This is a genomic window from Streptomyces sp. NPDC048507, assembly GCF_043199995.1.
GTDB lineage: Bacteria > Actinomycetota > Actinomycetes > Streptomycetales > Streptomycetaceae > Streptomyces.
This window is the reverse complement of sequence record NZ_JBICWZ010000006.1, coordinates 125,322-143,073: the sequence shown is the minus strand read 5'-3', so window position 1 is coordinate 143,073 and position 17,752 is coordinate 125,322. Positions and strand designations below refer to the sequence as shown.

15 protein-coding genes are annotated in these 17,752 nt (G+C 72.1%); 14 read left to right on the top strand and 1 reads right to left on the bottom strand.

All coding sequences use genetic code 11. The features are described from left to right. Window positions 1-35 precede the first annotated feature (35 nt). The 13 genes from ACGFXC_RS18605 to ACGFXC_RS18545 all read left to right on the top strand — a co-directional run bounded on the left by ACGFXC_RS18605 (window position 36) and on the right by ACGFXC_RS18545 (window position 15,866). Window positions 36-1,025: an aspartate carbamoyltransferase catalytic subunit gene (locus tag ACGFXC_RS18605; RefSeq protein ID WP_393714034.1), complete on the top strand. Its 990-nt coding sequence runs from the start codon at window positions 36-38 to the stop codon at window positions 1,023-1,025. Between the two features lie 2 nt (window positions 1,026-1,027). After that, window positions 1,028-2,314, top strand: a complete 1,287-nt coding sequence (locus tag ACGFXC_RS18600) for a dihydroorotase (protein WP_393714032.1) — start codon at window positions 1,028-1,030, stop codon at window positions 2,312-2,314. Next, the gene (locus tag ACGFXC_RS18595) at window positions 2,311-2,892 is read left to right on the top strand and encodes a hypothetical protein (protein ID WP_393714030.1); all 582 of its coding nucleotides are present in this window, start codon (window positions 2,311-2,313) and stop codon (window positions 2,890-2,892) included. The genes ACGFXC_RS18600 and ACGFXC_RS18595 overlap by 4 nt, the downstream gene beginning before the upstream one ends. After that, window positions 2,889-4,046, top strand: coding sequence for a glutamine-hydrolyzing carbamoyl-phosphate synthase small subunit (carA, locus tag ACGFXC_RS18590; RefSeq protein WP_393714028.1), 1,158 nt, complete (start codon window positions 2,889-2,891; stop codon window positions 4,044-4,046). Before ACGFXC_RS18595 ends, carA begins: the two co-directional genes overlap by 4 nt. Further along, the gene (carB, locus tag ACGFXC_RS18585) at window positions 4,039-7,347 is read left to right on the top strand and encodes a carbamoyl-phosphate synthase large subunit (RefSeq protein WP_393714026.1); all 3,309 of its coding nucleotides are present in this window, start codon (window positions 4,039-4,041) and stop codon (window positions 7,345-7,347) included. Before carA ends, carB begins: the two co-directional genes overlap by 8 nt. A 92-nt stretch (window positions 7,348-7,439) precedes the next feature. Beyond that, window positions 7,440-8,549: a quinone-dependent dihydroorotate dehydrogenase gene (locus ACGFXC_RS18580; RefSeq protein WP_393714581.1), complete on the top strand. Its 1,110-nt coding sequence runs from the start codon at window positions 7,440-7,442 to the stop codon at window positions 8,547-8,549. Next, complete coding sequence (gene pyrF, locus ACGFXC_RS18575) at window positions 8,546-9,388, top strand: orotidine-5'-phosphate decarboxylase (RefSeq protein ID WP_393714024.1); 843 nt, start codon at window positions 8,546-8,548, stop codon at window positions 9,386-9,388. The genes ACGFXC_RS18580 and pyrF overlap by 4 nt, the downstream gene beginning before the upstream one ends. 278 nt (window positions 9,389-9,666) lie before the next feature. Then, a complete protein-coding gene (locus ACGFXC_RS18570; protein ID WP_393714022.1) occupies window positions 9,667-9,990 on the top strand; it encodes an integration host factor in 324 nt (107 codons plus the stop codon). Window positions 9,991-10,051: 61 nt separating this feature from the next. Then, on the top strand, window positions 10,052-10,615 hold the full coding sequence (gmk, locus tag ACGFXC_RS18565; RefSeq protein ID WP_393714020.1) for a guanylate kinase: 564 nt from the start codon (window positions 10,052-10,054) through the stop codon (window positions 10,613-10,615). 58 nt (window positions 10,616-10,673) lie between these two features. Then, window positions 10,674-10,946, top strand: coding sequence for a DNA-directed RNA polymerase subunit omega (rpoZ, locus tag ACGFXC_RS18560; protein WP_004948662.1), 273 nt, complete (start codon window positions 10,674-10,676; stop codon window positions 10,944-10,946). Between the two features lie 98 nt (window positions 10,947-11,044). Next, complete coding sequence (gene coaBC, locus ACGFXC_RS18555; protein WP_393714018.1) at window positions 11,045-12,280, top strand: bifunctional phosphopantothenoylcysteine decarboxylase/phosphopantothenate--cysteine ligase CoaBC; 1,236 nt, start codon at window positions 11,045-11,047, stop codon at window positions 12,278-12,280. A gap of 194 nt (window positions 12,281-12,474) precedes the next feature. Further along, the gene (metK, locus tag ACGFXC_RS18550; protein ID WP_393714016.1) at window positions 12,475-13,683 is read left to right on the top strand and encodes a methionine adenosyltransferase; all 1,209 of its coding nucleotides are present in this window, start codon (window positions 12,475-12,477) and stop codon (window positions 13,681-13,683) included. Between the two features lie 134 nt (window positions 13,684-13,817). After that, entirely contained in the window at window positions 13,818-15,866 is a 2,049-nt protein-coding gene (locus ACGFXC_RS18545; RefSeq protein WP_393714580.1) for a primosomal protein N', read from the top strand. A gap of 132 nt (window positions 15,867-15,998) precedes the next feature. On the opposite strand, the gene ACGFXC_RS18540 is transcribed toward ACGFXC_RS18545, so the two are convergent. Beyond that, window positions 15,999-16,532, bottom strand: a complete 534-nt coding sequence (locus ACGFXC_RS18540) for a hypothetical protein (RefSeq protein ID WP_393714014.1) — start codon at window positions 16,530-16,532, stop codon at window positions 15,999-16,001. Between the two features lie 251 nt (window positions 16,533-16,783). Here ACGFXC_RS18540 and fmt point away from each other — a divergent pair, with 251 nt between their 5' ends. Beyond that, window positions 16,784-17,728 (top strand): methionyl-tRNA formyltransferase, encoded by a 945-nt coding sequence (fmt, locus tag ACGFXC_RS18535; RefSeq protein ID WP_393714012.1) that lies wholly within the window; start codon window positions 16,784-16,786, stop codon window positions 17,726-17,728. Window positions 17,729-17,752: the final 24 nt, after the last annotated feature.

Genomic DNA, 17,752 nt, shown 5'->3' with positions numbered 1-17,752 from the left:
CGCCTGTCTGCCCTCCCGACTTACGGAGTAACCGGATGAAGCGCCACCTCATCTCGGCCGCCGATCTCACGCGCGACGACGCCGTCCTGATCCTCGACACCGCCGAGGAGATGGCCCGCGTCGCGGACCGGCCGATAAAGAAGCTGCCCACCCTGCGCGGCCGCACCATCTGCAACCTGTTCTTCGAGGACTCCACGCGGACCCGGATCTCCTTCGAGGCGGCCGAGAAGCGACTCTCCGCCGACGTGATCAACTTCGCGGCGAAGGGCTCCAGCGTCTCCAAGGGCGAGTCCCTCAAGGACACCGCCCAGACCCTGGAGGCCATGGGCGTGGACGCCGTGGTCATCCGGCACAGCGCCTCCGGCGCCCCCTACCGGCTCGCCACCTCCGGCTGGATCGACGCCCCCGTGATCAACGCGGGCGACGGCACCCACCAGCACCCCACCCAGGCCCTGCTGGACGCCTTCACCATGCGCCGCCGCCTCGTCGGCCGGGACGCCGGGCTCGGCAAGGGGCTCGACGGCCGCCGGATCACCATCGTCGGCGACGTCCTGCACAGCCGCGTGGCCCGCTCCAACGTGGACCTGCTGCACACCCTGGGCGCCGAGGTGACCCTGGTCGCCCCGCCCACGCTGGTACCCGTGGGCATCGAGTCCTGGCCGTGCGAGATCTCGTACGGCCTCGACGAGGTGCTGCCGAAGTCGGACGCCGTCATGATGCTGCGCGTGCAGCGCGAGCGGATGAACGCCGCCTTCTTCCCGACCGAGCGCGAGTACTCGCGCCGCTACGGCCTGGACGCCGCCCGGATGGCGCGGATGCCCGAGGACGCCATCGTGATGCACCCCGGCCCGATGGTCCGCGGCATGGAGATCACCGCCGAGGTCGCCGACTCCGACCGCTGCACGGTCGTCGAGCAGGTCGCCAACGGCGTCTCGGTCCGCATGGCCGTCCTCTACCTCCTGCTCGGAGGCTCCGAGCCCGCCGTCACCACCACCGCCGCCCCGCGCACCGAGGAGAACAAGTAACCATGAGCAAGATCCTTATTCGTGGCGCGAAGGTGCTCGGCGGCGAGACGCGGGACGTCCTGATCGACGGCGAGACCATCGCGGAGGTCGGCACCGGCCTGTCCGCCGACGGCGCGACCGTCATCGAGGCCGCGGGCCAGACCCTGCTCCCGGGCCTCGTCGACCTGCACACCCACCTGCGCGAGCCCGGCCGCGAGGACTCCGAGACCGTCCTCACCGGCACCCGCGCCGCCGCCTCGGGCGGCTACACCGCCGTCTTCGCCATGGCCAACACCTTCCCGGTCGCCGACACCGCCGGCGTCGTCGAGCAGGTCTGGCGCCTGGGCAAGGAGTCCGGCTACTGCGACGTGCAGCCCATCGGCGCCGTCACCGTCGGCCTGGAGGGCAAGCAGCTCTCCGAGCTGGGCGCCATGCACGAGTCCGCCGCCCGCGTCACCGTCTTCTCCGACGACGGCAAGTGCGTGGACGACGCCGTGATCATGCGCCGCGCGCTGGAGTACGTGAAGGCCTTCGGCGGCGTCGTCGCCCAGCACGCCCAGGAGCCCCGCCTGACCGAGGGCGCCCAGATGAACGAGGGCGTCGTCTCCGCCGAGCTGGGCCTCGGCGGCTGGCCCGCCGTCGCCGAGGAGTCGATCATCGCGCGCGACGTCCTCCTCGCCGAGCACGTCGGTTCCCGGGTGCACATCTGCCACCTGTCCACCGCCGGGTCCGTCGAGATCGTCCGCTGGGCCAAGTCCCGCGGCATCGACGTCACCGCCGAGGTCACCCCGCACCACCTGCTGCTCACCGACGAGCTCGTGCGCTCGTACGACCCGGTCTACAAGGTCAACCCGCCGCTGCGCACCGAGCGCGACGTGCTGGCCCTGCGCGAGGCGCTCGCCGACGGCACGATCGACATCGTCGCCACCGACCACGCCCCGCACCCGCACGAGGACAAGGACTGCGAGTGGGCCGCCGCCGCCATGGGCATGGTGGGCCTGGAGACCGCCCTCTCCGTCGTCCAGCAGACGATGGTGGAGACCGGCCTGCTCGACTGGGCGGGCGTCGCCGAGCGGATGTCCTCCGCCCCGGCGCGCATCGGCGGCCTCCCGAACCACGGACGGCCCGTCTCGGCAGGTGAACCCGCCAACCTGACCTTGGTCGATACCTCGTACCGTGGTGTCGTGGACCCCGCACACTTCGCCTCCCGCAGCCGCAACACGCCTTACGAGGGCCGTGAGCTGCCGGGGCGCGTCACTCATACCTTCCTGCGGGGCCGGGCAACGGTCGTGGACGGGAAACTGGCGTGACACCTGCAGTAATCCAACTGGCCGCCGAGGCCGCCGAGCGACAGTCGGCGGAGGTGACGGACTGGGGCGCCCGCATCGCGTGGGTGGTCGGTCTGCTCGTCTTCATCGCGTTCGTGTACTGGCTGATGCGGCAGGGCTGGAAATGGCGCGGCGCACTGCAGAGCGATCTGCCGGAGCTGCCCGCCGCCCCCGGCGGCCTCCCCGCGCACCGGCTGGCCCTCACCGGCCGCTACCACGGATCCACCACCGCCGGGCAGTGGCTCGACCGGATCGTCGCCCACGGCCTGGGGGTGCGCAGCCGCGTCGAGCTCACGCTCACCGACGCGGGCCTGGACGTGGTCCGTCCGGGTGCCACGGACTTCTTCGTACCGGCCGCGCAGCTGCGCGGCGCCCGCCTCGACAAGGGAATCGCGGGCAAGGTACTCACCGAGGGCGGTCTGCTCGTCGTCACCTGGGCGCACGGCGACAAGCTGATCGACTCCGGATTCCGCTCCGACCGCGCGGCCGAACACGCCGCCTGGGTCGAAGCGATCAACCTCATGAACCCATCCATCACGACGGAAGGCGCCGAACGATGACGACCTCCACCAGGGGAGCAGCCAAAACTCCCGCCGTACTCGTCCTGGAGGACGGTCGGATCTTCCGCGGCCGCGCCTACGGCGCTGTGGGGGAGACCTTCGGCGAGGCCGTGTTCTCCACCGGCATGACCGGCTACCAGGAGACCCTCACCGACCCGTCGTACCACCGGCAGGTCGTCGTGATGACCGCCCCGCACGTGGGCAACACCGGCGTCAACGACGAGGACCCCGAGTCCTCCCGCATCTGGGTGTCCGGTTACGTGGTCCGCGACCCCGCCCGCGTCCCCTCCAACTGGCGCTCCCGGCGCACGCTGGACGAGGAGCTCGTCGCCCAGGGCGTCGTCGGCATCTGCGGCGTCGACACCCGCGCCCTGACCCGCCACCTGCGCGAGCGCGGCGCCATGCGCGTCGGCATCTTCTCCGGCGACGCCGTCATGGACGACGCCGTCCTGCTGGCCAAGGTCCAGGACGCCCCGCAGATGGCGGGCGCCGACCTCTCCGCCGAGGTCGCCACCAAGGAGGCGTACGTCGTCCCCGCGATCGGCGAGAAGAAGTTCACCGTCGCCGCCGTCGACCTCGGCATCAAGGGCATGACCCCGCACCGGATGGCCGAGCGCGGCATCGAGGTGCACGTGCTGCCCGCCACCGCCACCGTCGAGGACGTCTACGCGGTCGGCCCCGACGGCGTGTTCTTCTCCAACGGCCCGGGCGACCCGGCCACCGCCGACCACGCGGTCTCCGTCATGCAGGGCGTCCTCGCCCGCAAGACCCCGCTCTTCGGCATCTGCTTCGGCAACCAGATCCTGGGCCGCGCGCTCGGCTTCGGCACGTACAAGCTGAAGTACGGCCACCGCGGCATCAACCAGCCGGTCCAGGACCGCACCACCGGCAAGGTCGAGATCACCGCGCACAACCACGGCTTCGCCGTCGACGCGCCGCTCGACACGGTGTCCCAGACCTCCTACGGCCGCGCCGAGGTCTCCCACGTCTGCCTCAACGACAACGTCGTGGAAGGCCTCCAGCTGCTCGACCAGCCGGCCTTCTCCGTCCAGTACCACCCCGAGGCCGCGGCCGGCCCGCACGACGCCGCGTACCTCTTCGACCGCTTCACGTCTTTGATGGAAACCGCCCTGATGGAGGCCGAGCGTGCCTAAGCGCACCGATATCCAGTCCGTCCTGGTCATCGGCTCCGGCCCGATCGTCATCGGACAGGCCGCCGAGTTCGACTACTCCGGCACCCAGGCCTGCCGCGTCCTCAAGGCCGAGGGCCTGCGGGTCATCCTGGTGAACTCCAACCCGGCGACGATCATGACCGACCCGGAGATCGCCGACGCCACGTACGTCGAGCCGATCACCCCCGAGTTCGTCGAGAAGATCATCGCGAAGGAGCGCCCCGACGCGCTCCTGCCGACCCTCGGCGGCCAGACCGCGCTCAACACCGCGATCTCCATGCACGAGCAGGGCGTACTGGAGAAGTACGGCGTCGAGCTCATCGGCGCCAACGTCGAGGCCATCAACAAGGGTGAGGACCGCGACCTCTTCAAGGGCGTCGTCGAGGCCGTCAAGGCCAAGATCGGTTACGGCGAGTCCGCCCGCTCGGTCATCTGCCACACGATGGACGACGTCATCAAGGGCGTCGACGTCCTCGGCGGCTACCCCGTCGTCGTGCGTCCCTCCTTCACCATGGGCGGCGCCGGTTCCGGCTTCGCCCACGACGAGGACGAGCTGCGCCGCATCGCCGGCCAGGGCCTCACGCTCTCCCCGACCACCGAGGTGCTCCTGGAGGAGTCCATCCTCGGCTGGAAGGAGTACGAGCTGGAGCTGATGCGCGACACCAAGGACAATGTCGTCGTCGTCTGCTCCATCGAGAACTTCGACCCGATGGGCGTGCACACCGGCGACTCCATCACCGTCGCCCCGGCGATGACGCTGACCGACCGCGAGTACCAGCGGCTGCGCGACGTCGGCATCGCGATCATCCGCGAGGTCGGCGTCGACACCGGCGGCTGCAACATCCAGTTCGCGATCGACCCGGTCGACGGCCGCGTCATCGTCATCGAGATGAACCCGCGCGTCTCGCGCTCCTCGGCGCTCGCCTCGAAGGCCACCGGCTTCCCGATCGCCAAGATCGCCGCCAAGCTGGCCATCGGCTACACGCTCGACGAGGTCCCCAACGACATCACCGAGAAGACGCCGGCCTCCTTCGAGCCGTCCCTCGACTACGTCGTCGTCAAGGCCCCGCGCTTCGCCTTCGAGAAGTTCCCGCTCGCCGACTCCAGCCTCACCACCACCATGAAGTCGGTGGGCGAGGCCATGGCGATCGGCCGCAACTTCACCGAGGCCCTCCAGAAGGCCCTGCGCTCGCTGGAGAAGAAGGGCTCGCAGTTCACCTTCGTCGGCCCCGTCGGCGAGAAGGAAGAGCTCCTGGCCACCGCGGTGCGCCCCACCGACGGCCGCATCAACACCGTCATGCAGGCCATCCGCGCCGGCGCCACCCAGGAAGAGGTCTTCGAGTCCACGAAGATCGACCCGTGGTTCGTCGACCAGCTCTTCCTGATCAAGGAGATCGCCGACGAGCTGGCCGCCGCCGAGAAGCTCCACCCCGAGCTGCTCGCCGAGGCCAAGCGCCACGGCTTCTCCGACCACCAGATCGCCGAGATCCGCGGCCTGCGCGAGGACGTCGTGCGCGAGGTCCGCCACGCGCTCGGCGTCCGCCCGGTCTACAAGACGGTCGACACCTGCGCCGCCGAGTTCGCCGCGAAGACCCCGTACTTCTACTCGTCCTACGACGAGGAGTCCGAGGTCGCCCCGCGCACCAAGCCCGCGGTGATCATCCTGGGCTCCGGCCCGAACCGCATCGGCCAGGGCATCGAGTTCGACTACTCCTGCGTCCACGCCTCCTTCGCCCTCAGCGACGCCGGCTACGAGACCGTGATGGTCAACTGCAACCCCGAGACCGTCTCGACGGACTACGACACCTCCGACCGCCTGTACTTCGAGCCGCTCACGCTCGAGGACGTGCTGGAGATCGTGCACGCCGAGTCGCTGGCCGGCCCCATCGCCGGCGTCGTCGTCCAGCTCGGCGGCCAGACCCCCCTGGGCCTGGCCCAGGCCCTGAAGGACAACGGCGTCCCCGTCGTCGGCACCCCGCCGGAGGCCATCCACGCCGCCGAGGACCGCGGCGCCTTCGGCCAGGTCCTCGCCGAGGCGGGACTGCCCGCCCCCAAGCACGGCACGGCCACCACCTTCGCGGGCGCGAAGGCCATCGCGGACGAGATCGGCTACCCGGTCCTGGTCCGCCCCTCCTACGTCCTCGGCGGCCGCGGCATGGAGATCGTCTACGACGAGACCCGCCTGGAGTCGTACATCGCCGAGTCGACGGAGATCTCGCCGACCCGCCCCGTGCTGGTCGACCGCTTCCTCGACGACGCGATCGAGATCGACGTGGACGCCCTCTACGACGGCCACGAGCTCTACCTCGGCGGCGTCATGGAGCACATCGAGGAAGCCGGCATCCACTCCGGCGACTCGGCCTGCGCCCTGCCCCCGATCACCCTCGGCGGCTTCGACATCAAGCGCCTGCGCACCTCCACGGAGGCCATCGCCAAGGGCGTCGGCGTCCGCGGCCTGATCAACATCCAGTTCGCCATGGCGGGCGACATCCTCTACGTCCTGGAGGCCAACCCGCGCGCCTCCCGGACCGTCCCCTTCACCTCGAAGGCGACCGCCGTCCCGCTCGCGAAGGCCGCCGCCCGCATCTCGCTCGGCGCCACCATCGCCGAGCTGCGCGAGGAGGGCCTGCTCCCGAGGAACGGCGACGGCGGCACCCTGCCCATCGACGCGCCGATCTCCGTCAAGGAGGCCGTCATGCCGTGGTCGCGCTTCCGCGACATCCACGGCCGCGGCGTGGACACCGTCCTCGGCCCGGAGATGCGCTCCACCGGCGAGGTCATGGGCATCGACGCCGTCTTCGGCACCGCCTACGCCAAGTCGCAGGCCGGCGCCTACGGCCCGCTGCCCACCAAGGGCCGCGCGTTCATCTCCGTCGCCAACCGCGACAAGCGCTCGATGATCTTCCCGGCCCGCGAGCTGGTCGCCCACGGCTTCGAGCTGATGGCCACCTCCGGCACCGCCGAGGTGCTGCGCCGCAACGGCATCAACGCCACCGTCGTGCGCAAGCTCAGCGACGGCGAGGGCCCGGACGGCGAGAAGACCGTCGTCCAGCTGATCCACGACGGCCAGGTCGACCTGATCGTCAACACCCCGTACGGCACCGGTGGCCGCCTCGACGGCTACGAGATCCGCACGGCGGCCGTGGCGCGCGGCGTCCCGTGCCTGACCACGGTCCAGGCGCTGGCCGCCGCCGTCCAGGGCATCGACGCGCTCAACCACGGCGGAGTGGGCGTCCGCTCCCTCCAGGAGCACGCGGAGCAGCTGACCGCCGCCCGCGACTGACGACAAGCCCGTACGAAGGAGGGGGACCCCGGCGCGCCGACCGCGCGCCGGGTGTCCCCTTCCTCATGAGCGCAGAGGGATCCTCAGGCACCGTGTACAAACTCTTCTTCAACCTCGTCTTCAAGCGGATGGACCCGGAGCGGGCCCACTACATGGCCTTCCGCTGGATCCGCCTCGCCGCCCGCACCCCCGTGCTGCGCACCTTCGTCGCGGCGGCCCTCGCGCCCCGCCACGAGGCGCTGCGCACCGAGGCCCTCGGCCTGCGGATGCACGGCCCCTTCGGGCTCGCGGCCGGCTTCGACAAGAACGCCGTCGCCATCGACGGCATGTCCATGCTCGGCTTCGACCACATCGAGATCGGCACGGTCACCGGCCGGGAGCAGCCCGGCAATCCCAAGAAGCGGCTCTTCCGCCTCGTCCCGGACCGCGCGCTGATCAACCGGATGGGCTTCAACAACGAGGGATCGGCGGCCGTGGCCGCGCGCCTGGCCGCCCGCACCCCGGTCTTCAAGACCGTCGTCGGCGTCAACATCGGCAAGACCAAGGTGGTGCCGGAGGCCGAGGCCGTCGCCGACTACGTGCTCTCCACCGAGCGCCTCGCCCGGCACGCCGACTACCTGGTCGTCAACGTCTCCTCGCCGAACACCCCGGGCCTGCGCAACCTCCAGGCCACCGAGTCGCTGCGGCCGCTGCTGAGCGCCGTGCGCGAGGCCGCCGACCGGGCCGTGCCGGACCGCCGGGTGCCGCTGCTCGTCAAGATCGCCCCCGACCTGGCCGACGAGGACGTCGACGCCGTCGCCGACCTCGCGCTGGAACTGGGCCTGGACGGCATCATCGCCACGAACACCACCATCGCGCGCGAGGGCCTCGGCCTGAAGTCCTCGCCCTCCCTCGTCAAGGAGACCGGCGGTCTCTCCGGCGCCCCGGTCAAGGAGCGCTCCCTGGAGGTCCTGCGCCGCCTCTACGCGCGCGTGGGCGACCGGATGGTGCTCGTCGGCGTCGGCGGCATCGAGAACGCCGAGGACGCCTGGCAGCGCATCCTCGCGGGCGCCACCCTGATCCAGGGCTACAGCGCCTTCATCTACGAGGGCCCCTTCTACGCCCGCGCCATCCGCAAGGGCCTGGCCGCGCGCCTGGCCACGAGCCCGTACGCGACCCTCGCCGAAGCGGTGGGCGCCGAGACCCGAAAGGCCGCGCTGTGAGCCCTGTGACCCCCTTCGGAACCCGTCTGCGCGCCGCCATGGACGCGCGGGGGCCGCTGTGCGTCGGCATCGACCCGCACGCCTCCCTGCTCGCCTCCTGGGGCCTGGCCGACGACATCGCGGGCCTGGAGCGGTTCTCCCGCACGGTCGTGGAGGCCCTCGCCGACGAGGTGGCCGTCTTCAAGCCGCAGGCGGCCTTCTTCGAGCGGTTCGGCTCGCGCGGCGTCGCGGTGCTGGAGCGCACGGTCGCGGACGCCCGGGCGGCGGGCACCCTGGTGCTGATGGACGCCAAGCGCGGCGACATCGGCTCCACGATGGCCGCGTACGCCACGGCCTTCCTGGACCCGTCCTCCCCGCTGTTCTCGGACGCGCTGACGGTCTCCCCGTACCTGGGGTACGGATCGCTGCGGCCGGCCGTCGACCTGGCGCGCGAATCGGGGGCGGGCCTGTTCGTGCTGGCCCTCACCTCGAACCCGGAGGGCGCCGAGGTCCAGCGGGCCGTCCGCGCCGACGGGCGGACGATCGGGGCGACGATGCTGGCGCACCTGGCGGCCGAGAACGCGGGTGCCGCGCCGATGGGCTCCTTCGGCGCGGTGGTCGGCGCGACCCTGGGCGACCTCTCCTCCTTCGACCTGGACATCAACGGGCCGCTGCTGGCCCCCGGCATCGGCGCCCAGGGCGCGACGCCGGCGGACCTGGTGACGGTGTTCGGCAAGGCGGTCGGCAACGTCGTCCCGAACGTCTCCCGGGGCGTCCTGAAGCACGGTCCGGACGTCGCCGCGCTCCGCTCGGCCGCGCGCGGTTTCGCGGCCGAAATCCGCGAGGCCGTCACCGTCTGACGGTGCTCGGGACGCGCACATGGCACGCCGTGACGAAATTCGAACGTCTTTCCCCGGACAAAACCGGGGTAGTTTGTCCGTGATGTACGGTTCAGTGGAGGCTGACCAGGACTTTTCGTCCGTTCTCGCTGACTGGAGCGGCCTTGGCCGCTAGTCTCCGACCAGAGTGAACGAGCAGCGAGCGATTTCCGGCGCTGCTCGAAGGCTCGCCTGGCGTGGTGCCTTCGGGCTCCCCGCCGGTCCGTATCCGACAGTTCGACATCCGAGGTGACGTAGGCGTGGCTCTTCCGCCCCTTACCCCTGAACAGCGCGCAGCAGCGCTCGAAAAGGCCGCCGCGGCTCGCCGGGAGCGGGCCGAGGTGAAGAATCGACTCAAGCATTCCGGCGCCTCCCTCCACGACGTCATCAAGATGGGTCAGGAGAACGACGTCATCGGCAAGATGAAGGTCTCCGCCCTTCTCGAGTCGCTTCCCGGCGTCGGGAAGGTCCGCGCCAAGCAGATCATGGAGCGCCTCGGCATCTCCGAGTCGCGGCGTGTCCGAGGTCTCGGTTCCAACCAGATCGCCTCTCTGGAGCGCGAGTTCGGCGGCGGCGCCGCCTGAGGCGTCGCCCGAAGTTCTCCCGGCGTTCTCAGGCAGTCCCGAGAACCTGGATAATCGCTCTATGGCAGCAGAGGTTCGTCCGCGGCTGACCGTGCTCTCCGGCCCCTCGGGGGTCGGCAAGAGCACGGTCGTCGCGCATATGCGCAAGGTTCACCCCGAGGTATGGCTCTCGGTGTCGGCCACCACCCGCAAGCCGCGGCCCGGTGAGCGACACGGAGTCCACTACTTCTTCGTCAACGACGACGAGTTCGACAAGCTGATCGCCAACGGCGAGCTGCTGGAGTGGGCCGAGTTCGCGGGCAACCGCTACGGCACGCCGCGCGGCGCGGTATCGGAACGCCTGGAGAACGGCGAACCGGTGCTGCTGGAGATCGACCTCCAGGGCGCCCGGCTCGTGCGCGGGTCCAAGCCCGACGCCCAGCTGGTCTTCCTCGCGCCGCCGAGCTGGGACGAGCTGGTCCGCCGGCTCACCGGCCGCGGCACGGAATCGCCGGAGGTGATCGCACGCCGCCTCGACTCGGCGAAGATCGAACTGGCTGCTGAGTCCGAGTTCGACACCACCCTGGTCAACACCTCCGTCGAGGACGTGGCGCGCGAGCTGCTAGCCTTGATGAAAGTTGTTTGATCGTTGATCGATATGTCGATCAATGTTTGATCTTTCACCCATCTTCGGAAGGTAGAGCGTGTCCTCTTCCATCACCGCGCCCGAGGGCATCATCAACCCGCCGATCGACGAGCTGCTCGAGGCCACGGACTCGAAGTACAGCCTCGTGATCTACGCGGCCAAGCGTGCGCGTCAGATCAACGCGTACTACTCGCAGCTCGGTGAGGGCCTGCTGGAGTACGTCGGCCCGCTGGTGGACACCCACGTCCACGAGAAGCCGCTTTCGATCGCGCTGCGCGAGATCAACGCGGGCCTGCTGACCTCCGAGGCCATCGAGGCCCCGGCCCAGTAGGGCACGGAACAGTCCTTTCACCACAGGCCCGGCAGAACATCTGCCGGGCCTGTGGTGTGTCATAGGTGCGTAGACGATTCACGGATGGGGAGCGCGTGGTGGACAAGCCGGGTAAGCCGAAGGTCGTGCTGGGGGTCAGCGGCGGGATCGCCGCGTACAAGGCCTGCGAGCTGCTGCGCCGGCTGACCGAGTCCGGGCACGACGTACGGGTGGTGCCGACGGAGGCCTCCTTGAACTTCGTCGGCGAGGCCACCTGGGCCGCGCTCTCCGGCAACCCCGCCTCCACGCGGGTCTGGGAGGGCGTCCACGAGGTGCCCCACGTGCGCATCGGCCAGCACGCCGACCTCGTCGTCGTCGCCCCCGCCACCGCCGACCTGCTGGCCAAGGCCGCCCACGGGCTCGCCGACGACCTGCTCACCAACACCCTGCTCACCGCCCGCTGCCCGGTGGTCTTCGCGCCCGCGATGCACACCGAGATGTGGGAGCACCCCGCCACCCGGGAGAACGTGGCGACGCTGCGCCGGCGCGGCGCGGTCGTCGTCGAGCCCGCCGTCGGCCGGCTGACCGGCAAGGACACCGGCAAGGGGCGGCTGCCCGACCCCGAGGAGATCTTCGAGGTGTGCCGCCGCGTCCTGGCGCGGGGGACCGCCGGTCCCGACCTGGCCGGGCGCCACGTCGTCGTCAGCGCGGGCGGCACCCGCGAGCCCCTGGACCCGGTCCGCTTCCTGGGCAACCGCTCCTCCGGCAAGCAGGGGTACGCCCTCGCCCGCACCGCCGTCGCGCGCGGCGCCCGGGTCACCCTGGTGGCGGCCAACACCGCGCTGCCCGACCCGGCCGGGGCGGACGTCGTACGGGTGGGCACGGCCCTCCAGCTGCGCGAGGCCGTGCTCAAGGCGGCCGCCGACGCCGACGCCGTGGTGATGGCCGCGGCCGTGGCCGACTTCCGGCCCGCCCGGTACGCCGACGGCAAGATCAAGAAGCAGGACGGCCGGGAACCCGAACCGGTGACCCTGGTGCGCAATCCCGACGTCCTCGCGGAGATCTCCGCGGAGCGCGCCCTGGCGGGCCAGGTCGTGGTCGGCTTCGCCGCCGAGACCGACGACGTCCTGTCCAACGGCCGGACCAAACTCCGCCGCAAGGGATGTGACCTGCTCGTGGTCAACGAGGTCGGCGCGGCCAAGACCTTCGGTTCGGAGGAGAACGAGGCCGTGATCCTCGCCTCCGATGGAACCGAAACCCCCGTGCCCTACGGTCCGAAGGAAGCCCTGTCCGAGGTGATTTGGGACCAGGTGGTCTCGCGGCTCGCGCCCGGGGCGGATTCGCGACGCGCCTGAGCGTTGCCCTTCTCGACGGGAAATCCGTACGTCAGAATGGAGTGCCGCAGGTCACATGGCTCCCATAAGGCGAGACGGGTGGTCCGGCGCACGGTGGCGACCGATAAACTGCAATCCGGAACGTGACCGGGCGCAGCCTCCGGTGTGGTTCCGCCCATGATCAGCCAGCAGCCGCTGCAACCCCAGGGAGCGTTGTGTCCCGTCGCCTGTTCACCTCGGAGTCCGTCACCGAGGGTCACCCCGACAAGATCGCTGACCAGATCAGTGACACCATCCTCGACGCGCTCCTCACCGAGGACCCGACCTCGCGTGTGGCCGTGGAGACCCTCATCACGACCGGTCTCGTGCACATCGCGGGCGAGGTGACGACGAAGGCGTACGCGCCGATCGCCCAGCTCGTCCGCGACAAGATCCTCGAAATCGGCTACGACTCGTCCAAGAAGGGCTTCGACGGCGCCTCCTGCGGCGTGTCGGTGTCCATCGGCGCGCAGTCCCCCGACATCGCGCAGGGCGTGGACACCGCCTACGAGAAGCGCGTCGAGGGCGACGAGGACGAGCTCGACAAGCAGGGCGCCGGCGACCAGGGCCTGATGTTCGGCTACGCCTGCGACGAGACCCCGGAGCTGATGCCGCTCCCGATCCACATCGCGCACAAGCTCTCGCGCCGCCTGTCCGAGGTCCGCAAGAACGGGACCATCCCGTACCTGCGCCCCGACGGCAAGACCCAGGTCACCATCGAGTACGACGGCGACAAGGCCGTCCGCCTCGACACGGTCGTCGTGTCCTCGCAGCACGCCGCCGACATCGACCTGGACTCGCTGCTCGCTCCCGACATCCGCGAGTTCGTCGTCGAGCACGTGCTCGCGCAGCTCGTCGAGGACGGCATCAAGCTGGACACCGAGGGCTACCGGCTGCTGGTGAACCCGACCGGCCGCTTCGAGATCGGCGGCCCGATGGGCGACGCCGGCCTCACCGGCCGCAAGATCATCATCGACACCTACGGCGGCATGGCCCGCCACGGTGGCGGCGCCTTCTCCGGCAAGGACCCGTCCAAGGTCGACCGGTCCGCCGCCTACGCCATGCGCTGGGTCGCCAAGAACGTCGTCGCCGCCGGTCTCGCCGCGCGCTGCGAGGTCCAGGTCGCGTACGCCATCGGCAAGGCCGAGCCCGTCGGTCTGTTCGTCGAGACCTTCGGCACCCACAAGGTCGACGTCGAGAAGATCGAGAACGCCATCGGCCAGGTCTTCGACCTGCGTCCGGCCGCGATCATCCGCGACCTCGACCTGCTGCGCCCGATCTACGCCCAGACCGCCGCCTACGGCCACTTCGGCCGCGAGCTGCCGGACTTCACCTGGGAGCGCACCGACCGCGTCGACGCCCTGCGCGCCGCCGCCGGTCTGTAAGCACCACCGGACGACGACGGACGGCCCCGGACCCCACGGTCCGGGGCCGTCCGTTGTCGGCGGCGTTTGGTAAGAATGCAGGTGTGAGCAGCGCGAACGATTCCCCGCCGGAACAGCTCGCACTGATCCGGGAGATGGTCGCCGAGGCGAAGGCCAAGGCGCCCAAGGCCAAACCGCGCACCTGGCGCGGGGCCGCCCTCGCCGAGGAACTGCCGGTCGCGCGGATCCTCGTCAACAAGGGCGTGCTCCACCTCGACCAGCTGTGGGACTACGCCGTCCCCGCCGAGCTGTCCGAGGCCGCGCAGCCGGGCGTCCGCGTCCGGGTCCGCTTCGGCGCCGGGTCCCACCAGGTGCACGGCGGCCGCCGCGAGGGCGGCGGCCTCATCGACGGGTTCATCGTCGAGCGCCGCGCCGAATCCGACTACCACGGCGCGCTCGCCGCCCTCGCCCACGTCGTCTCGCCCGAGGTCGTCCTCGGCCCCCGCATGCTCGCCCTCGCCCGGGCCGTCGCCGACCGCTACGCGGGCAGCCTCGCCGACGTGCTCCAGCTCGCGCTGCCCCCGCGCAACGCCCGCGCCGAGGCCAAGCCCTCGCCCGAGCCGCTGCCGCCGCCCGCCGCGCCCGAGCCGGGCGGCTGGGCGCGCTACGGCGCGGGCCCGGCCTTCCTGCGGGCCCTCGCCTCCGGCGCGGCCCCCCGCGCGGTCTGGACGGCCCTGCCCGGCCCCGGCTGGGCCGATGAGCTGGCCCGGGCCGTCGCGGCCACCCTGGCCTCCGGCCGGGGCGCCCTCGCGGTCGTCCCCGACGGGCGCACCGCCGCCCGCGTCGACGCCGCCCTGACCGCCCTGCTCGGCGACGGGCGGCACGCCCTGCTCACCGCCGAGTCCGGACCGGAGAAGCGCTACCGGCAGTGGCTCGCGGTCAGCCGGGGCTCGGTACGGGCCGTCGTCGGCACCCGGGCCGCCATGTTCGCCCCCGTGCGCGACCTCGGGCTCGTCGCCGTCTGGGACGACGGGGACTCCAGCCACGGCGACGACCACGCCCCCTTCCCGCACGTCCGCGAGGTGCTGGAACTGCGCGCCGTCACGGACGGCTGCGCCTTCCTCGCCGGGAGCACCAGCTGCACGGTGGAGGCCGCCCAGCTCGTGGAGTCCGGCTGGGCCCGTCCGCTCGTCGCCGACCGGGAGACGGTGCGGGCCACCGCCCCGCGCATCCGTACCGTCGGCGACGAACTGCTGGCCCGCGACGGGGCGGCCCGTCAGGCCCGGCTGCCGAGCCTGGCCTGGGAGACCGTCCGGGAGGGCCTGAAGACCGGCCCCGTCCTGGTCCAGGTGCCGCGCCGGGGGTACGTGCCCCGGCTCGCCTGCGAGCGCTGCCGCACCCCCGCCCGCTGCCGGGTGTGCGCCGGGCCGCTGGAGGCGCCCGACGAGCGGGACCTGCACTGCGGCTGGTGCGGACGCGCCGAGACCGGCTGGCACTGCGAGGAGTGCGGCTCCTTCCGGCTGCGCGCCCAGGTGGTGGGCGCGCGGCGGACCGCCGAGGAGCTGGGCCGTGCCTTCCCCGCCGTGCCCGTACGGACCTCCGGGCGCGACCACGTCCTGGACGAGGTGCCGGACCGGCCCGCGCTGGTGGTGTGCACGCCGGGCGCCGAGCCGGTCGCCGCGGGCTCCGGGTACGCGGCGGCGCTGCTGCTGGACGGCTGGGCCATGCTCGGCCGGCCCGACCTGCGGGCGGGGGAGGAGGCGCTGCGCCGCTGGATCGCCGCCGCCTCGCTGGTCCGCCCCGAGGGCCAGGTCGTGGTCGTCGCCGAGCCGACGCTGCGGCCCGTCCAGGCACTGGTGCGCTGGGACCCGGTCGGGCACGCCGTACGGGAACTGGCCGAGCGGGCGCAGCTGGGCTTCCCGCCGGTTTCCCGGATGGCCGCCGTGGCCGGGCGCGGGGAGGCGCTGGAGGCCTTCCTCGCCGCCGCCGCGCTGCCGCCGGACGCGGAGGTACTGGGCCCCGTACCGCTGCCCGGGCGGCGGGGGGAGCCCTCGCCGGGGGAGCGGGCACTGGTCCGGGTTCCGCCGGGGAGCGGGGCCGCGCTGGCCGCCGCGCTCAAGGCCGCGCAGGCCGCCCGGCTGGCGCGGGGGGTCGCGGTGGGAGAGGCGGTCCGGGTCCGGATCGACCCGCCCGACATCGGCTGACCCCGGGCCGTCCCGTCCGGACGGCGCCGGCAAGAGCCCCCGGCGGGAGCGACCGTGGGGGTCGTCCCGCCGGGGGCGGTTCGCGGAGCGGCCGTAGGGGGTCGGCGTCCCGGCGGCCGGAGGCGTCCGCGCTCAGCCGTTGCGCGGGCCCGGGAAGGCCGGGGGGCGCGCCAGCGGTCCGGCCGGGGCGGCCCCGGCCTGCGACTCCTCGCGCACCGGCTGCGGGGGGACCGACCGGGCGGCGGGGATGGTGGGCAGGGGCCCCAGGGTCCTGGTCGTGGTGCCCTCGGCCTGCGTCTCCGCGGACTCGGCGGCCTGCGCGCGGCGCGCCCCGTAGCGGCGGTGCACGGCCTGCTTGGTGACGCCGAGGGCCGAACCGACGGCGTCCCAGGAGAAGCCGAGGGAGCGGTCGAAGTCCACCGCCGCGGTGACCAGCGTCTCGACGCTGTCCCGCAGCTCCTGGGCGAGCCGGACGGTGGGCGCGGGCGCCCGGCCGTAGACGACGAAGCCCGTGGAGGGTCCGGAGCGGCGCGGACGGTAGACGTTGCCGAGCTGAGCGGTGAGCGTGCGCAGGGCGTCCACCTGCCGGCGAACCCGCTCGATGTCCCTCACCAGGAGGTGCAGGCTGGCCCGTGCTTGGGCGTCATGGGTGGCGTGGTCGGCCATGGAGAAGCCTCTCGAACCGGTGCTGAAGAGCGGATCGGGCCGCATACACCGTTCTTGAACGCGGCCCGTTTCGGTCAATCTGCCTTGACCAACGCGCCATACCGCGAGGAAGTCACGCTCCGGGGGCGTGTCGGCATATGCGAGAGGCGCGCGCGTGTGCGTACGCTCCCTCGCCGCCGCAGGTGGGCGCCCCCGGGCGGGACCCATACACTGGTGCGTTGCCGACAGCCGAGATAGCGAGGTAGACCCCAGTGAAGCTCGTCTTCGCAGGCACCCCCGAGGTCGCCGTGCCCGCCCTGGACGCCCTGATCGCCTCCGGGCGGCACGAGGTCGCCGCCGTGATCACCCGGCCCGACGCCCCGGCCGGCCGTGGCCGCCGACTGGTCGCCAGCCCCGTCGCGGAGCGGGCCGAGGAGGCCGGGATCGAGGTGCTGAAGCCCGTGCGGCCGCGCGACGAGGAATTCCAGGCCCGGCTGCGCGAGATCGCCCCGGACTGCTGCCCCGTCGTCGCCTACGGGGCCCTCATCCCCAAGAGCGCCCTGGACATCCCCCGCCACGGCTGGGTCAACCTGCACTTCTCGCTGCTGCCCGCCTGGCGCGGGGCCGCGCCCGTACAGCAGTCGATCATGGCGGGGGACCAGGTCACCGGTGCCTCCACCTTCCGCATCGAGGAGGGCCTGGACACCGGCCCCGTGTACGGGATCCTCACCGAGGACGTCCGCCCCACGGACACCAGCGGCGACCTGCTGACCCGGCTGGCGTTCGCCGGCGCCGGACTGCTCGGCGCGACCATGGACGGCATCGAGGACGGCACCCTGCGCGCCGTCCCGCAGCCCGCCGAGGGCGTCTCCCTCGCGCCGAAGATCACGGTGGAGGACGCCCGCGTCGACTGGACCGCCCCCGCGCTGCGCGCCGACCGCGTCGTGCGGGGCTGCACGCCCGCGCCGGGCGCCTGGACCGTCTTCCGCGGGGAGCGGCTCAAGCTGATCTCCGTCGGGCTCGTCACCGACCGCACCGACCTGGCGCCCGGGGTGCTGGCCCCGGCCAAGAACAACGTGTACGTGGGCACCGGCTCGCACGCCGTCGAGCTGCTGTGGGTGCAGCCGCAGGGCAAGAAGCCGATGAAGGGCGCCGACTGGGCCCGCGGGGTGCGGATCGCTCCCGGCGAGCGCCTGGGCGGGGCCGACGTAGGCTGAACCACGGCCGGTCCGCCGGCCGCC

What these genes read in the sequence shown, in the direction of transcription:
- ACGFXC_RS18600 (WP_393714032.1), top strand. Translation starts at nt 1,028, where the DNA reads ATGAGCAAGATCCTTATTCGTGGCGCGAAGGTGCTCGGCGGCGAGACG.
- carA (WP_393714028.1), top strand. Translation starts at nt 2,889, where the DNA reads ATGACGACCTCCACCAGGGGAGCAGCCAAAACTCCCGCCGTACTCGTC.
- ACGFXC_RS18540 (WP_393714014.1), bottom strand. Translation starts at nt 16,532, where the DNA reads ATGGCCGACCACGCCACCCATGACGCCCAAGCACGGGCCAGCCTGCAC.
- ACGFXC_RS18605 (WP_393714034.1), top strand. Translation starts at nt 36, where the DNA reads ATGAAGCGCCACCTCATCTCGGCCGCCGATCTCACGCGCGACGACGCC.
- ACGFXC_RS18545 (WP_393714580.1), top strand. Translation starts at nt 13,818, where the DNA reads ATGGTCGCCGAGGCGAAGGCCAAGGCGCCCAAGGCCAAACCGCGCACC.
- gmk (WP_393714020.1), top strand. Translation starts at nt 10,052, where the DNA reads ATGGCAGCAGAGGTTCGTCCGCGGCTGACCGTGCTCTCCGGCCCCTCG.